17 protein-coding genes are annotated in these 15,991 nt (G+C 63.5%); 1 reads left to right on the top strand and 16 read right to left on the bottom strand.

Annotated features, from left to right (window positions below; genetic code table 11):
• Positions 1-42 precede the first annotated feature (42 nt).
• From ACX80A_RS05255 to dacB, 16 genes are all read right to left on the bottom strand, one after another.
• Complete coding sequence (locus ACX80A_RS05255; protein WP_459258628.1) at positions 43-237, bottom strand: hypothetical protein; 195 nt, start codon at positions 235-237, stop codon at positions 43-45.
• Entirely contained in the window at positions 230-1,720 is a 1,491-nt protein-coding gene (lysS, locus tag ACX80A_RS05250) for a lysine--tRNA ligase (RefSeq protein WP_459258831.1), read from the bottom strand. Before lysS ends, ACX80A_RS05255 begins: the two co-directional genes overlap by 8 nt.
• A 113-nt stretch (positions 1,721-1,833) precedes the next feature.
• Positions 1,834-2,703: a pantoate--beta-alanine ligase gene (gene panC, locus ACX80A_RS05245; RefSeq protein ID WP_459258627.1), complete on the bottom strand. Its 870-nt coding sequence runs from the start codon at positions 2,701-2,703 to the stop codon at positions 1,834-1,836.
• 44 nt (positions 2,704-2,747) lie between these two features.
• Positions 2,748-3,659: a Rossmann-like and DUF2520 domain-containing protein gene (locus ACX80A_RS05240; RefSeq protein WP_459258626.1), complete on the bottom strand. Its 912-nt coding sequence runs from the start codon at positions 3,657-3,659 to the stop codon at positions 2,748-2,750.
• Complete coding sequence (locus ACX80A_RS05235) at positions 3,646-5,205, bottom strand: PH domain-containing protein (RefSeq protein WP_459258625.1); 1,560 nt, start codon at positions 5,203-5,205, stop codon at positions 3,646-3,648. The genes ACX80A_RS05240 and ACX80A_RS05235 overlap by 14 nt, the downstream gene beginning before the upstream one ends.
• Positions 5,202-5,717 carry a PH domain-containing protein gene (locus ACX80A_RS05230; RefSeq protein ID WP_459258624.1) on the bottom strand — a complete coding sequence of 172 codons (516 nt, stop codon included), beginning with the start codon at positions 5,715-5,717 and terminating at the stop codon, positions 5,202-5,204. The genes ACX80A_RS05235 and ACX80A_RS05230 overlap by 4 nt, the downstream gene beginning before the upstream one ends.
• The gene (locus tag ACX80A_RS05225; protein WP_459258623.1) at positions 5,710-6,225 is read right to left on the bottom strand and encodes a DUF3180 domain-containing protein; all 516 of its coding nucleotides are present in this window, start codon (positions 6,223-6,225) and stop codon (positions 5,710-5,712) included. The genes ACX80A_RS05230 and ACX80A_RS05225 overlap by 8 nt, the downstream gene beginning before the upstream one ends.
• The gene (folK, locus tag ACX80A_RS05220; protein ID WP_459258622.1) at positions 6,213-6,728 is read right to left on the bottom strand and encodes a 2-amino-4-hydroxy-6-hydroxymethyldihydropteridine diphosphokinase; all 516 of its coding nucleotides are present in this window, start codon (positions 6,726-6,728) and stop codon (positions 6,213-6,215) included. Before folK ends, ACX80A_RS05225 begins: the two co-directional genes overlap by 13 nt.
• Complete coding sequence (folB, locus tag ACX80A_RS05215) at positions 6,725-7,135, bottom strand: dihydroneopterin aldolase (protein ID WP_459258621.1); 411 nt, start codon at positions 7,133-7,135, stop codon at positions 6,725-6,727. The genes folK and folB overlap by 4 nt, the downstream gene beginning before the upstream one ends.
• Complete coding sequence (folP, locus tag ACX80A_RS05210; protein WP_459258620.1) at positions 7,123-8,028, bottom strand: dihydropteroate synthase; 906 nt, start codon at positions 8,026-8,028, stop codon at positions 7,123-7,125. Before folP ends, folB begins: the two co-directional genes overlap by 13 nt.
• Before the next feature lie 14 nt (positions 8,029-8,042).
• Positions 8,043-8,660, bottom strand: coding sequence for a GTP cyclohydrolase I FolE (gene folE / locus ACX80A_RS05205; RefSeq protein WP_459258619.1), 618 nt, complete (start codon positions 8,658-8,660; stop codon positions 8,043-8,045).
• 36 nt (positions 8,661-8,696) lie between these two features.
• Positions 8,697-10,769, bottom strand: a complete 2,073-nt coding sequence (gene ftsH, locus ACX80A_RS05200; protein WP_459258618.1) for an ATP-dependent zinc metalloprotease FtsH — start codon at positions 10,767-10,769, stop codon at positions 8,697-8,699.
• Positions 10,770-10,957: 188 nt separating this feature from the next.
• Entirely contained in the window at positions 10,958-11,509 is a 552-nt protein-coding gene (gene hpt, locus ACX80A_RS05195) for a hypoxanthine phosphoribosyltransferase (RefSeq protein ID WP_459258617.1), read from the bottom strand.
• Between the two features lie 40 nt (positions 11,510-11,549).
• A complete protein-coding gene (gene tilS / locus ACX80A_RS05190) occupies positions 11,550-12,593 on the bottom strand; it encodes a tRNA lysidine(34) synthetase TilS (RefSeq protein ID WP_459258616.1) in 1,044 nt (347 codons plus the stop codon).
• On the bottom strand, positions 12,586-13,740 hold the full coding sequence (locus ACX80A_RS05185; RefSeq protein ID WP_459258615.1) for a zinc-dependent metalloprotease: 1,155 nt from the start codon (positions 13,738-13,740) through the stop codon (positions 12,586-12,588). The genes tilS and ACX80A_RS05185 overlap by 8 nt, the downstream gene beginning before the upstream one ends.
• 41 nt (positions 13,741-13,781) lie before the next feature.
• A complete protein-coding gene (dacB, locus tag ACX80A_RS05180; protein WP_459258614.1) occupies positions 13,782-15,215 on the bottom strand; it encodes a D-alanyl-D-alanine carboxypeptidase/D-alanyl-D-alanine endopeptidase in 1,434 nt (477 codons plus the stop codon).
• A 143-nt stretch (positions 15,216-15,358) separates the two neighbouring features.
• On the opposite strand from dacB, the gene ACX80A_RS05175 reads away from it, so the two are divergent.
• Positions 15,359-15,925 carry an inorganic diphosphatase gene (locus tag ACX80A_RS05175; protein WP_459258613.1) on the top strand — a complete coding sequence of 189 codons (567 nt, stop codon included), beginning with the start codon at positions 15,359-15,361 and terminating at the stop codon, positions 15,923-15,925.
• Positions 15,926-15,991: the final 66 nt, after the last annotated feature.

Genomic DNA, 15,991 nt, shown 5'->3' with positions numbered 1-15,991 from the left:
AAAACGTCTATAAAAACTTAAGCCGAAATGCGTAAAAGCACTTCACCTTGGCGCCGCCGGATCCTCTTGGTCGGGCGCTGCAACAGGTTGTTCCTGCCGTGACTGGGCGATCCGCTCTTCGGCCTGGCTCATTGCCTCACGCTCAGTGCGATCGGCGTTGAAAATTGCACGCATGACAAAATAAAAAATCGCCCCGACTGCTAACGACGGCAGCAATACGGCAGCATACTCAAGCACGGCTATCTCCTACTGGTTTCAGAATGGGAAAGAGGATGGTTTCCCTTATCCCGGCATTGGTGAACAGCATGACCAGCCGGTCAATGCCGAGGCCAATACCGCCCATTGGGGGCGCACCGTACTCCAGCGCCCGCAGGAAGTCCTCGTCAAGCTGCATTGCCTCATCATCACCGGCAGCGGCCCGCCTGGATTGATCGACAAGCCGCTCCCGCTGCACTACCGGGTCGATCAATTCCGAGAAGGCCGTCCCCCGCTCCATGCCACCGATGATCAGGTCCCACGCTTCAATCAGGTTGGGATCCTCGCGGTGCGGGCGGGCCAGCGGCTGCGCGGATGGCGGATAATCGTACACAAAGGTCGGTTGGATCAGGGTTGGCTCAACCAGCTCACCGAACAATTCGAGGACAAGCTTTTCGCTGTCCCATTCGGGAGCTATCTTTACCTCGTGCATTTCCGCGATATCCATGAGCTCAGCTTTGGTGGTCCCGGGGGTCACCTGGCGCCCCACCACGTCGGAAAGCCCCGGGTACACACCAAGCCATCGCCATTCACCATCCAGGTCAATGACACCGGCGGCGGTTTCGATGCGCCGCGAACCCAGGACGTCAGCACAATTGATAATAATTTCCTTCATCCGCTCAGCCATTCCAAACTGGTCGGTGTACGCCTCGTAACACTCCAGCATGGTGAATTCCGGACTGTGGGTTGAGTCAACCCCTTCATTGCGGAAAATCCGTCCGATCTCGTACACCCGGTCTATTCCGCCCACTACAGCGCGCTTCAGATAAAGCTCAAGTGCGATTCGCAGAGTCATTTTCTGGTCAAAAGCATTCAGGTGCGTTTCAAACGGGCGTGCAGCGGCGCCACCGTGCACCAACTGAAGCATTGGCGTTTCCACTTCAACATATTCGAGTGAATGAAGAGTTTCCCTGATGGACCGCACAATCGCTGCGCGTTTCCGCACCATGTCCCGCGCCTCTTCGCGCACCATCAGGTCGACATAGCGCTGCCTCACCCGGGTCTCTTCATTGACCCCGGCATGCAAGGTGGGCAGGGGGCGAAGTGCCTTCGATGCCATCGCCCAACCGTCGGCCATGACTGACAATTCGCCGCGCCTGGAGCTAATGACCTCGCCGTGCACCACGACGTGGTCGCCCAGGTCCACCAGGGCCTTCCAATCCGCCAGGGGCTGCTCGCCAATCTCCGCGAGGCTGAGCATGGCCTGCAGCCGGGCCCCGCCGCCCTCCTGGAGGGTAGCGAAACAGAGCTTTCCGGTGTTGCGGATAAACACCACACGACCCACCACTGAAACAACCCTGCCGGTGGTTTCGTCGGCGGACAACTGACCGAATTCGGTCCGCAGCTGGGCCAGGGAGTGGGTCCGCTCCGGCTTCACCGGGTAGGCCTCGACACCCCGTTCGAGCAACCGCTCCCGCTTCTCCATGCGGATGCGCATTTGCTCGGTGGTTTCGTCGTTACCCATGCCATCGGTCGGGACGGATTCTATGGCGATGCTGGAATTATCTTTGGTCACGATATATAAGGTTACCGGCTACGTTCCATCGCCCGCATTGGAACGGCATGGAACTGGCTGGCTCAGTACCCCAATGGAGCGTTGTCGATTAGTCTTACTGACCCCACCCGCGCCGCGATCAGAGCCAATGCCTCACCGGTAAAGGGAGTGTGCCGGCAGTTGAAGGCAAGCGGTTCGAGGGTCGCCGGATCAACTACTTCGAAATAGTCGAGGTCCACCAGGGGGTGGCTAGTGACCAGCCCCACCGCTGAGTCGAGGTCCAGCGGTTCGTGGCGTTGAGCTCTGGCTTCGAGGAGACGCAATGCGCGGGAGAGCACCAGGGCAGCGTCCTGTTGCACCGCGCTGAGGAACCGGTTCCTGCTGGACAGCGCCAACCCGGCGTCGTTCCTGACCGTGGGAACTCCAACGATCTCAGCCGGAAAATTCAGGTCGCTGACCATCCGGCGGATCAGCGCCAGCTGCTGAGCGTCCTTCTGCCCGAAATAGCAACGAAATCTGGCGTCAACTGCTGGCGCTCCGACGTGCAACAGTTTGGCCACCACCGTGAGCATCCCGTCGAAGTGTCCGGGCCGGGCAGCACCCTCAAACTTACTGCCGAGGGCGCCCGAATTCAGGGTGATGAGCGGCGGCCCGTCCGGGTACATCTCCTGTTCCGAGGGCGCGAACACCAGATCCGCTCCGCAATCGGCCAGCAGGTCAAGGTCTTGTTCGAGCTGCCGCGGGTAACGCTGAAGGTCGGTGGAGTCGCCGAACTGCAGCGGATTCACGAAAATCGACACGACAACTACCTCATTGGCCTCACGCGCTGACCGCACCAACGCGGCGTGCCCCTCATGCAGGGCACCCATGGTGGGGACCAGCCCGAGGCTGCGGCGTTGACCCTTGTAGCCCGGTGCCGGGTGCCCGCTGAGGAGTTCAGTCGTGGCGGTCATTAGACCGGCCGTGCCCCTGATGACCCGTGGAGCGTGAGCTCCGCTCACGAGGGACCCAACTCATCAGGAGCCAGCGCCTGGGTGATCGCGTTGGCCTGCGCCTCGCTCAGGAGGCCTCGGTTCACGGCTCGGCGCGCCGTGGCAATTGCCAGACCACGGTAAGCGGCACGAATGTCCTCCGCCGGTTGGGAGTTCAGCGCCTCGACGTGCGCCTCGACAGTTCCGGTATCCCCGCGGGCCACTGGACCAGTGAGTGCTCCCTCACCGGCTGAGAGGGCATTCTCCAGGGAAGCCCTCATCAATGGCCCGAGCATTCGATGCGGTTGCTCAACGCCAATGTCGGTAAGTAGCTGGGTCGACTGTGCAGTGATCGTCACCAGGTGGTTTGAAGCGTGAGCCAAAGCAGCGTGATAGAGGGGCCGGCGGGCCTCGTCAATCACCACGGGTTCGGCACCCATCTCGACCACCAGGGCCTGTGCCACGGGCAGCACGGCTGAGGGAGCGGTGATGCCAAAGCTACAGTCGGGCAACCGGGCAAGGTCCAGGCTCATCCCGGTGAAGGTCATCGCCGGGTGCAACGCCAGGGGGATGGCACCCATCCGGTGGGCTGGTGCAAGCACCGAAATACCGAACCGTCCGGAGGTGTGAGCGACCAGCTGCCCTGGCTGCCATGCCCCGAGGTTGGCAAGACCCTCCACCAGTTCGGACAATGCATCGTCGGGAACCGCAATGAGGACCAGTTCCGAGCGTTCAATAATGTCGGGGATTTCCAGCACCGGGACGCCCGGCAACAGCATCTCGGCGCGTTCCAGGCTTGCCTCGGACACCGCCGACACCCCGATGACCGCGTGTTCGGCGGCACGCAGTGCCGCACCCAGGACTGCCCCCACCTTGCCCGCACCGATGATTCCTACCCCGAGCCGGCCCGGTCGCCTTGCCCCGCTAGCGTTGATCATCGGTGTCCTTTACGTCTTCGCTGAGCTGCTTCGGACCCCCATAGGACGGTGGGGACGGCATGAGGGCCGCATCAGCCACCTCAACCGGTCTCATCCACTGCTCTGGAAGGCTACGGCGGCGTGCCTCGGCGGCGCGGATCGCCTGTTCGTGGAAGAGCCGCCAGGCGGTTTCCTCGTCAACCTGCTGGATTCGTGGGATTACCGGTCCCGGCGTGGTGTGGAGCACCAGATCGGCGACCTTGAACCGTCGATACACCGGTCCCTGATGCAGGGCCAGCGACTGGGTGCGCTCGTGCGGCACCACGGCAAGGGCCCGCCAGAAAAAACCCGACCGGATGAGCAGGGCTGTGTTGGTTACTGCAAACCCGTTGCGGCGCCATTCGAGCGGTCCAATCCAGCGCGCACGCCGTGGGGTTGAGAGGAACCCCGCACGACTGTCCCTGCCCTCCATCCCGGCACTGAACACTTCAAGGGGTTCGTCGATGCCGGGATCCGGGAGTACCAGCGCGAGAATCTGCAGGACTTCCTGGCGGGTTCCTACCGGGAGCAAGGAGGCTCTCGCCTGGGCATCCCCGGAAGCTGAAATACCGTAGCCGGCAACATTCACTGTCACTCGGTACCAGCCCTTCACCCGCCAGAGCGGAGACTGAATAATTCCGACAGCCTGGATACGCCCCGGCGGGACGGTCTGGGTTCGCGTGTCGAGAAGGCCGTAGCGCACCCTGATGCCATCGGGCGAGATTGCCGTCCGAAAATTGAATCCGTTCTTGATGCTGTTCCAGTATCCGCCTGCCACGGCAAGCCCCAACGGGATGATGACAGCCAGGGGTGCCGACGCATCGAGGACAACGGCCAGTACCACCACCACTGCCACACCGAGGATCAGGAGGATCGTGGTTCCCGACAGTAACGCCGCAGCGATCACCCGTCCCGGCGCCAATGCCAGCACCTCACGTTCGGGCGCTTCCTGAACATCGTCGGGGTGGTCCGGGTCTACGCTCACACCGGCCGCCCGGGCCAGAATCGTCGCCCGGAGACGCTGCGCGTCGCTAAGTTTGAGGAAAGCGAGCTTCACCGCTGACTCGCCGGCATCGGCCACTTCAAATTTCAGTTCAGCCAGCCCGAAGACGCGAGCGAGGAAGGGTTGCACCACGTCAATAGCCTGAACCCGATCCAGCCGAGCCTGTCGGTTCTGGCGAAACAACACTCCCGAGTTCACCTTGACGTGCCGTTCGGTCACCTGGTAGCGGGTGAAATACCAGGACAGCAGGAAACCGGCTGCAACGAGTACGATAATCCCGCCGATGATGGCGATGGTCCAGGGTAACCGGAATCCGCCGTCGTTAATGCTTGGTAGGCCGTTGCCGCTGAGCACGCTTTCAAACAGGTCCTGGCCGGCGAAGAACGCAATGGCAATCAGCGCAATCCAGCCCCGCACCAGAGGGGAGATGACGTGAACACGACTCCACTGATCCTCTGAGGTTGCCAGCAGAGACGGGTCTGGGGCGATAGGGCTGTCCGGCGGCGTCTGGTCCTGGGTTGTCACAGTCCGGCCAGCTTCGCCTCACCGCGGGCGGATAACTGCTCGCGCAGGCGTGCACCCTCGTCGGCTGGCAGACCCGGGATGGCGGCGTTGGTGCCGGGCGAGGCTGTGTGCATCTTCAGCGTGCATAGTCCGAAGGCCCGTTCAATCGGCCCGACAGCGACGTCGACGTACTGCATCCTCCCGTAGGGCACCACCATGGTGCGCTGGTAGAAGACACCGCTACGAATGAGGAGGTCCTCATTCCGCTCGGCGTAGCCGATCGCCCTGACTTGTCGGGGAAGGAGAACTCCCCGCCAGAGGGAGAGTGCCAGGGCACCAATCGGCAGGGTCCATGCAATCCATAGTGGTGGGAAGCCCCACCAGATGTCGGTCAGGACGAGGATCAGCGGAATGCTGAAAATTGCGAGGCTAATAATCGTCCCGGCGGCCCAGCCGAGCAGGCGTACGGTCAAGTACTTCGGTGATACTCGAGTCCATTCGACGCCGTCCGGGTCGATAGGTTCCTTATGCATACTCCCCCTCGTCATTGCGGCTCCTCCTCCCGTCGGCACCGTCGTCCCCATTGGCGCCGTTGGCGCCGTCGTCGGGCGGTAGCCGACAGAATCCCTGGACCATTATCCCGACGACGATCATCAGCATGCCGCTGAGAATCAGGACAAGGGTTCCCCAGACCGATCCGGTCACGCCGCGCACGGCGACGAGGGAGAATTGATCGACCAGAATTCCTAGATGCCACCCCGCGTTCAGCGTCCCCGCATAGGCGGCCGCCTGGGCCAGCACCACGGTGCGGGCGGCGAGGATGGGATTCAGCGCCCGGTCGCGCCGACCGTTTCGCCAGCGCAGCACTCGCAGCCCGAAAACCAGCGTGATGGTCAGGATGGCAGCCACGGTCAGTAACGAGCTCAGCGGCAGGGTGGGAACGGGGAACCCGTTCCTGCTCGCCCACCAGTTCACCAGCCAGCCGCCAATCCCCGCTATGACCCCGAGTGCCGCCAGCCAGCCGAACTTTAGGGTACCCACTGTGTATCGGCCCCCTCGTATGGTCGGATTCCGGTGAGGTCGGCGGTCTCGCCGACCAGTTCAGTCACCAAACGCCCGCCGAGGCGCGCCGTGGAGTCCATCCACGCCCACGGCTGGAGGACAAAGGCACGCTCGGCTGCCCGGGGGTGCGGGATGGTGAGCCGCTCGTCACCGGAGGTGTAGTCACCGAAGGTGATGATGTCGACGTCGAGGGTCCTCGGCCCCCACCGGACATCCCTGCTGCGTTGGTGCTTGTTCTCGACGGCCTGACAATGGGCGAGGAACGCATAGGGGTCCAGGTCGGTTTCGACTTCGATCACCATATTGAGGTAGTCCGGCTGTTCCGCCGGGCCACCAACCGGGCTGGATCTAACCACTGGGGAGACCTCCCTCAGGCGCACCAGGGGACTGTCCACCAGATCGGCGACGGCGAGGGAGAGGGTGCTGTGACTGTCGCCGAGGTTACTTCCCAATGCCAGCACCGAGCGCACCCGCCCGGTCACGGTGTTTCCCGGCCGATCCGGGAGCGAACGATCGATACCGCAACGTCGCCGAAGGGCACCGGGATTGGCGCCCGGGGTTTGTGGACAGTGATCTGTACCGCTTCTGCGGGAAATGAGGCAAGCAGTCGGGCCGCGATTCGCTCGGCGAGGGCCTCGACCAGGTTCAGGGGTTCGCCGGTGACAGCTTCAACAACCTGTTCGGCGACGTCGCCGTAGTGAGCGGTCGCGGTCAGCTCGTCTGTTTCCCCAGCGATGCGAAGGTCAAGGTGGAGTACGACGTCAACGACGAAGGGCTGACCGTCGCGGCGTTCGGAGTCGAATACCCCGTGGAAGCCGACCGCTGTGATGCCGGTGATTGTGATGGTGTCCTGCTGGCCGGATGTCACGGCGGGGCCTAGCCGGTCCACGCGGCAGAAACCTTGACGGCGTCCAGATTGGGGCCGACGTCGTGCACGCGGACGCCCCAGGCACCCGCGGCAGCGGCGAGTGCCGATATCGCAACGGTGGCCGAGTCACGTTCCTGCGGGGCGGCCGCCTTTCCAGCTGAGGTGAGCAGCGTGCCGAGAAACCGTTTACGCGACGCCCCGATCAGGACCCGGTGACCGAGGTTGGTGAACCGGTCGATGGCGCGCAGGATCACCCAATTGTGGTCTTCGTTTTTGGCAAACCCGAGGCCGGGGTCAAGGATGATCTGGCCAGCATCCACTCCCGCTGCAACAAACGCATCCCGAACCTGGGTCAGCTCCGCGATAACCTCGTCAACCACTTCCCCGTAGTGGGCGAGGGAACCCATCGTCGCGGCGGTGCCGCGGCGGTGCATTAGAACGTAGGGCACGTTCCGCTCGGCAATCAGCGCGGGCATCGCGCGGTCGTAGTCCAGACCTGAGACGTCGTTGACCAGGGCGGCGCCGGCGTCGAGCGCCTTACCTGCGGTCGACGCGTGCATCGTGTCCACGCTGATTAGAGCACCAGCCTTCACCAGGGTCGCTACCACTGGCAGAATCCGCTGTTGTTCTTCGTCGGGACTGGTCAGGTCCGCGTTGGGGCGGGTCGACTCGCCCCCCACATCAATGATGTCCGCGCCAGCGTAGTGCATCCTAAGACCTTCGACGATTGCCTCATCGGCGCTGGCGAAGCGCCCCCCGTCACTGAAAGAATCCGGGGTGACGTTGAGGACCCCCATCACGAGTGAACGGTCGCCGGGAAGGTCGGCGAGGGTTTTCGGCTTCCTGGCGACCCGTAGGACCGGGAGGGGGGAGGTGGCTGGCCCGGTTCCCGGCGCCGCAGCGAGTGAATCCATCGGTCTGTGATGTCCTATCTTCCGAGTATCAGGCTCATGGCTTCGGCCCGGGTGGCGGGGTCCCGCACCTGGCCGCGTACGGCCGATGTAACAGTTTTGGCGCCGGGTTTGCGCACCCCGCGCATTGACATGCACATGTGTTCACATTCGATAACCACAATGGCACCCTTTGGCTGCAGATGCGTCATGAGTGCTTCAACGATCTGGGTGGTGAGCCGCTCCTGAACCTGGGGGCGTCGCGCGAAAACCTCGACCAGCCGGGCTAGTTTACTCAGCCCGGTCACGCGCCCCTCCGCCGATGGAATATACCCGATATGGGCCGATCCGTGGAACGGCACGAGATGGTGCTCGCAGGTGGAGTAGAACGGTATGTCCTTGACCAGGACCAGTTCCTCGTGGTCTATCTCGAAGGTGGTTGAAAGAATTTCCGCCGGGTCCTGGTGGAGCCCGGCGAAAAACTCGGCGTACGCCCTGGCAACCCGTTTCGGTGTCTCAACCAACCCATCACGATCAGGATTCTCCCCGATCGCGACAAGGATTTCCCTAACTGCCCGTTGGATCCTCGGTTGATCCACTGGTGAACCTGCTGCCTCAAGGGCGGCTGAGAACACCTCGTCATCGAATTCGGTCACTGGAGAAATCTTACCCGGTGCCTGCGGCCCGGCCGGTTAAGGCTGGACCCCTTCGGCGCCGCCCTTGCCAGCGGATCCGTTCCCGGGCTCTGGTGCGGGCAGCTCGGTGCCGTGCACATCGAAGTCCCCAACGAGGTGCGCGTCGGCAATCTGGTCCTGTGGCGCTACCGTCTCGGGCGCCGGTTCACCAGCTTCCTCAGCCTCAGCGCGCTCCTTCTTGGAGGTCACCGGCGGCAGGGCGTGAACCGGGCGGGAGTCTTTGGACAGCCACACGTCGCGTAGATCGCGTTTGCGGATCTCGGTGAAGACCTCAGCGATCTCCGCCTGGTTCAGGGTTTCCCGCTCCAGCAGCTCCAGCGCGACCCGGTCCAGAACGTCGCGGTTCTCGGTCAGGATCTCGTAGGCCTCGTCGTGCGCGTTGTCGATAAGCCGGCGAATTTCCTCATCGACGATGTACGCGATGTGGTCCGAATAGTTCCGTTCGTGGCCCATGTCCCGACCCAGGAAGGGCTCACCACCGCCCTGGCCCAGCTTCACCGAACCGATCCGTTCGCTCATGCCGTACTGGGTGACCATCTTGCGGGCAGTGGCGGTTGCCTTCTCAATGTCGTTCGACGCACCGGTCGACGGGTCGTGGAACACGATTTCCTCGGCGACCCTGCCGCCCATGGCGTAGGCCAGCTGGTCAAGCAGCTCGTTACGGGTGATCGAGTACTTATCGTCGCTGGGCAGCACCATGGTGTAGCCCAGCGCACGGCCGCGCGGGAGGATGGTGACCTTGGTGACCGGGTCGGTGTTGCGCAAGGCTGCCGCCACGAGTGCGTGTCCGCCCTCATGGTAGGCGGTGATCTTCCGTTCCAGTTCCTTCATCACCCGGCTGCGTTTCTGCGGACCGGCGATGACTCGGTCGATTGATTCGTCGAGGGCACGGTCGTCGATCAGTTGGGCGTTCGAGCGCGCCGTCAGCAGCGCCGCTTCATTAAGGACGTTGGCAAGATCGGCACCGGTGAAGCCGGGGGTCTTCTTGGCCACCGAGCGGAGGTCCACATCGGGAGCCATGGGCTTACCCTTCGAGTGGACCGTCAGGATGTGCTCGCGGCCCAGCATATCGGGTGCCTCCACGCCGATCTGCCGGTCGAAACGCCCCGGGCGCAGCAGGGCGGGGTCCAGGACGTCGGGGCGGTTGGTGGCGGCGATGAGGATGACGTTGGAGGTGGCGTCAAAACCATCCATCTCGACCAGGAGCTGGTTCAGTGTCTGTTCCCGCTCGTCGTTACCGCCGCCGACGCCGGCGCCGCGGTGGCGACCGACGGCGTCGATCTCATCGACAAAGATGATTGCCGGGGCGTTGGCTTTGGCCTGTTCGAACAGGTCGCGCACCCGGGAGGCGCCGACGCCAACGAACATTTCGACGAAGTCGGACCCTGAGATGGAGTAGAACGGCACTCCCGCTTCGCCAGCCACGGCCCGGGCCAGGAGAGTCTTGCCGGTACCGGGCGGGCCATACAGCAGCACGCCCTTGGGGATCTTGGCGCCGAGGGCCTGGAACTTGGCTGGTTCCTGGAGGAACTCCTTGATTTCGTGGAGTTCCTCAACCGCTTCGTCGGCGCCAGCCACATCGTTGAAGGTGACCTGGGGCATGTCCTTGGAGACGAGCTTCGCCTTGGACTTGCCGAACTGCATCACCTTCGACCCGCCGCCCTGCATCCGGGAAAGCAGGAACCAGAAAATGGCGCCGATGATCAGGAGTGGCAGGAGCAACCCGAGCAGGCTGGTGAACCAGTTGCTCTCGGCGGGTTGGTCTGTGAACCCGTCAACATCGGACGTGTTGATCGCTGCCACCACGTCATCGGCACGGGCGGTGCTGAAGAAAAACTGCACGCTGCGGCCCATATCCTCATAGTCCTCACGCAAGGTGAGATCGACGCGCTGGTCGCCGTCGTAAATCTTCGCCTGCTCGACCCGATTGTCATTCAGGAGGTCGAGACCCACATTGGTATCCACCCGTGAGCTACTGGTGCTGAACAGGTTGGGCAGGATGATTAGCAGCGCCACGACGGCGAGCACAATCCAGAAAATGGGCCCCTTGAAAAGGTTCTTAAATTTCATTCGTCTCAGGGCTGCGAGACCCTGTCCCTCCTGCTTAACAAGTCAAATATCGCTGACGTCACGCGGTGGGCGCGAGGAAAGCTACTCAAGCTTTACACCGTCTGCACACAACCACGCACCAAACTACCCATTAGTTCCCTATGGGCGGACAGATTTCGTCTGCGTCCGGCTTCGCCGGCTGGTTGGGGCTACTCGTAAACGTGCGGGGCGAGCGTGCCGATGAAGTCAAGGTTGCGGTACTTCTCGGCGAAGTCCAGGCCGTAGCCGACGACGAACTCGTTGGGGATGTCGTAGCCGACATACTTCACGTCGATACTGACCTTCGCGGCCTCGGGCTTCCGCAGCAAGGTGCAGATTTCCACTGAGGCCGGTCCACGTGATTGTAGGTTGGACTTCAACCAGGAGAGGGTCAGCCCGGAATCGATGATGTCCTCGACAATGAGCACATGCTTGCCCATCAGATCGGTTTCGAGGTCTTTGAGGATACGGACGACCCCCGAGGACTGGGTACCGGAACCGTAGGAGGACACCGCCATCCAGTCCATCGTGACGTGGGAGTGCAGCGCACGCGCCAGATCCGCCATGACCATCACCGCGCCCTTCAGGACACCGACAATCAGAAGGTCCCGGCCAGCGTAATCGGCGTCGATCTGGGCCGCCAACTCAGCGACGCGCTGCTGGATTTCCTCTTTCGTGTAGAGAACATGCTTAAGGTCGTCCTGGACGTCCTGTGAATCCACCAAGTGCTCCTGAAGGTTTGGATGGGGCGGCACCGACGGCTTAGGGAAGCGCGCGGTTGTTTCTAAAGACAAGACTGCCATAGCTTGGGTCCCCTTGGGGAACGGATTTTCCCCGCACCTGACGGTGAACGCTCACGCCCCCGCCGAGCTGCACCGGACCGGCGGAACCCCGCCGTTCGAGCAGCGTTTCGGTGGCCCGGATCCGCTCGAAACTTGGCTGCTCTCCGCCGAGCCGGACGGCGGCGAGCGCCAGCACCCGTTGCCGGAGAGATGGCGGCAGGGCCCGGAGTGCGTCCTCGGCGAGAAGGCTGTCGGTTCCGTCAGGAACGTGCAGCTGGAGGTACGTTTCGAGGCTGAGGCGGTCCAGGTAGTCGGCGTCCTGCGCGAGGATCCGGGAGCTGCGATACAGTGCCCGCGCCACGCCGGGGCCCAGTTGGGCCTCCAGATACGGTAAAACCTGGGTCCTGACCCTGGAACGGGCGAGGCTGGGATCGGAGTTGGACGGGTCGTACCACGGTTCGAGGCCCTCGAACCGGCAGATCTCGACCGTCTTTTCGCGTCGCAGCCCCAGGAAGGGGCGCAGATAGAGCCCGCGTTGCGCCGGCATTCCGGCCAGGGACCGGGTCCCGGAACCCCGGGCGAGTCCAAGCAACACCTGCTCCGCCTGGTCATCGAGCGTGTGGCCAAGCAACACCGCCGACGCACCCAGTTCGGTGGCCGCGGCGTCCAGGGCCTCGAACCGCGCCGTCCGCGCCGCGGCCTCCGGGCCCATCCCCCGGAGGTCGACCGCTACGGTGCGCACGCCGACCGGCTCCAGGCCCATCGCCATCAACGTCAGTGCGGCCTGTGCCGCCACCGCCGCGCTGCCGGGTTGAAGGCTGTGATCCACCACAACTGCGCCGACCCGGTACTCGCCGGAGCGGGCTGAGTGAGCCGCAACCGATGCCAGGGCGAGGGAATCGGGGCCGCCACTACAGGCCACCAGGATGAGCGATCCGGCAGGGGTACCGCTTGCCTCAAGTGCGTGGCGAAGAAGATTGCGCGCATTGGCAACCACCGGGCTGAGCCGGGGGCGCCTAACCACCGGTGTGCAGTCCCATTCGGGCGATCCACTTGTCGGGGGCGTGGATCTCCTCTTCGGTGGGGAGGTGGTCGGCGCTGCTCCACACGCTGTTAAACCCTTCCATGCCCACCCGGTCCACAACCCGGCGGACAAACCGCGCGCCGTCGCTGTACTGCCGCATTTTCGCGTCCAGCCCCAGCACCCGGCGCAGGAATTTCTCCAAGGGTCCGCGGGACTTTCCTCTCGCATTGAATCGGCGGCGGATGGTTTTGACGCTGGGGACAATACTCGAGTCGACGGCGTCCATCACCACGTTCGCGTGCCCTTCGAGCAGACTCATGACGGCGGTAAGGTGGGACATTCGCGCCTTGTCCTGCGGGTCCTGCAGGAGGGACAGGATCCCAATGTCGCTGTCCCGGTGCTTACTGTCTGCTTCGCCTCGGTCCGTATCGGCTGGCTGCCCCCCGCTGGCGAGGCCTTTCGCGGCTTTGGCCAGCCGTTCTGCGAGACCGTCCGCCTTATCGAGCAGACCCTCGGTGAGTTCGGAGATGTGGGCCAGCATGTGGTCCTTCAACCAGGGCGCTGCAGCGAATTGCACCCGGTGGGTCTGCTCATGCAGGCATACCCAGAGCCGAAAATCGGCAGGCTCCACGTTCAATTCACGCTCGAGCGCCAGAATGTTGGGGGCAACCAGCATCAGCCGACCGCCGGTGCCGTTCCTGGCGGGGCCAAAGGGATCGTACTGCCCGAGCACCTTTGACGATAGGAAAGCCAGAATGGCTCCGAACTGGGCGCCGGTGACAGTTCCACCGAGGGCAGCGCTGGCGCTATTGAGTTCGTCTTTCTTGGTGCGGGAAAGGTGCTCCAGCGCTGGCGCCATCAGTGCCTGGAAACTTTGGGTGTTGGCTTTCGCCCACGATGCCCTGTCCACGATAAGCAGGTCAGAGTCCCGCAGGTCCTTGGCGGCGTCGAGCCCGGTGATTTGATGGACGTACCCGATTGACGCCTCGGCTGCAGACCGCAGGTCGGCTACCGCTGTCGCGATTTCGCTGGCACTCACCTGGGGTCCGGCGGGGGTTAGCTTCGCGGCGCTGGACGCCGCAAGCTCCCAGTTGATGAGCTGGGCCGGTACCTTGTGTTGGACGGTGGATGAAAGGTTACTCTCCATGGGGACCATTCGATCACACTAGTCTGTGAGGGGAGCGGCAGCTATCTGCAGCCGCAGCCGGCCAGGGTGGCAGCGGCCCCGTCGATCGCTGTCCGCGCGGCGAGGGTATTTCCGTCAAGCCCGTCGGCAATGAAGGAGAACACCAGCAGCCGTCCGTCCGCCGTCACCACGTACCCGCTGAGCGCCGTCACCGCGTTCAGCGTTCCCGTTTTCGCTCTGACAAGGCCAGCGCCGTCAGCCGCTGGCCCTTGCAGCTCGTACCTGTCCTGCAGGGTGCCTGAGAGTCCAGCGATCGGCAGGCCAGCGAGGACGGAGGCCAGCCCCTGCTCCTCGGCGACAGCCAACGCGCGCACCACTGCAGCGAGTTGGGCCGGTGACACCTCGTTTCGCGGGGATAGCCCGGCTGCGTCGCTGACCACCAGCCCCTCCGTTGCCACACCCAGCCGGTTCATGACGCTCACCATGGTGTCGGTGGCACCGCCGAAGGACGCCGACTGGCCGGCCGCCCGCGCTGCCAGCCGGGCCAGCGACTCGGCAAGATAGTTGTCGCTCGTCAGCAGCATGTGTTCCACCTGATCGGCGACGGTTGCCGACTCAACGGTGGCGAGCCTAACGCTGTCGTCGGGTGCCTTCGACCGGGCGACCTCCGCTGTCACTTCGATGCCGAGCTCACGGCCCGCGGCGGCGAACGCGGCGCTGAATATTGTTGCGGCGTCGAGGGCCGCGTCGGGTGACCGCGGGCCCTGGGAGGCACCCTCGGTGACCCATGACGAGTTGATGGCCAGTGGAAAGATGGGGGCGATCTCGCCGGCAACCACGTCCCCGCGCAACCAGCCGGCGTTCAGGGTGGGTCCGACGAACAGGGTGTCGTCCAGGAGGATGGTGAACGGGGCGTCAGCCGGGTCGACGGCCGCAACGGTTTTCTCGGCGAGAGTCTGCAGTCCCGCCCGTCCGCTCACCGTGTCCGGATCGGATCTACCTGCAGACAACAGCACGTCTCCGCCCGCCACCAGCACCAGCTCGCTGGCCCCCTCGCCAGCGACAACTGTTGTTTCGAGCCGCCGGTCCGGGCCGATTTTGCCCAGCACGGCCGCAGCAGTGAGCAGCTTCTGGTTGGATGCAGGGAACTGAAGCTTACCCGAGTCTTTGTCGAAGAGGACATCGCCGGACTCGGCATCCATCACCACCCCGGAGAACCCGCCCGATCCGTCCAACGAGAGTTCAGCGTCAAGGGCGGCGGTCAGAAGCCCCGGGCTGGGCATCGGTGCTGCCGGATCCAGAGCAGTGACGTGGGCGGGAGGCGTGAGCGTTGACGGCGGCAGCTGACGTGCATCGGTGGCGGGTTCCGGCGTCGGCTCGGGCACTTCGAAGGCCCGAACCACCGACGGCACGGCGGCAAAACCAAGGGGCACGGCAAGGATGGCGAACACCGCAATCAGGAGGGCTGCAGTGATCACGCGTGCGCTTCGGAGCATGCAGATCCCCCATCGTTTGTCATCCGAACTGTTTCGAACCCACGGGATACGCCCTAAACCGATATGTTTAAGACTAGACCGACGCGGCGGCCCTTGCGGCATACCGCCGCGCGCTGCCCGCCAGGATTCCATAGGAGAGTGCCATGAACCTCGACGTCACCATCGAGATCCCCAAAGGATCACGCGTCAAGTACGAAATCGACCACGAGACGCACCGGCTGCGCCTGGACCGTGTCCTCTTTACCTCGATGCAGTACCCCACCCACTACGGCTACTTCGAGAACACCCTTGGTGAAGACGGCGATCCGCTGGACGCCATGGTCATGCTTCAGGATTTCGACCTGATTCCCGGCGTGCTGGTGGAGTCTCGCCCCATCGGTGTGTTCAACATGACCGACGACGGCGGCGGCGACGCCAAGGTATTGTGCGTGCCCACCGACCCACGCTTCGAGCACATCAGGGAGTTGTCCGACGTGTCGCCGTTCCTGTTGGAGGAGATCAAGCACTTCTTCGAGCGGTATAAGGACCTTGAACCAGGCAAGTGGGTTGAGGCAGCCGACTGGGCCGACCGCTCGGCGGCAGAAGCGGAGATCGAAGCATCCCTGCAGCGTTTCCAGGAGCTAGGCGAGCAGCGGGAAGAAGACGAGCCTCAGGGCCGCGATGTCGACGCCGACGTTGACAACGCCACAGCCACCCCGCAGGGGCGCTAGACTCCCCGCCAAAAACAACGGTTATCGGTTGATTAAGGCGTTGTAGAGCATGGTTTCAGGCATACT

This window comes from Arthrobacter sp. TMN-50 (genome assembly GCF_054511125.1).
Note: the sequence above shows the minus strand (reverse complement) of the source record. Positions and strands in the feature narration are given on the sequence as shown.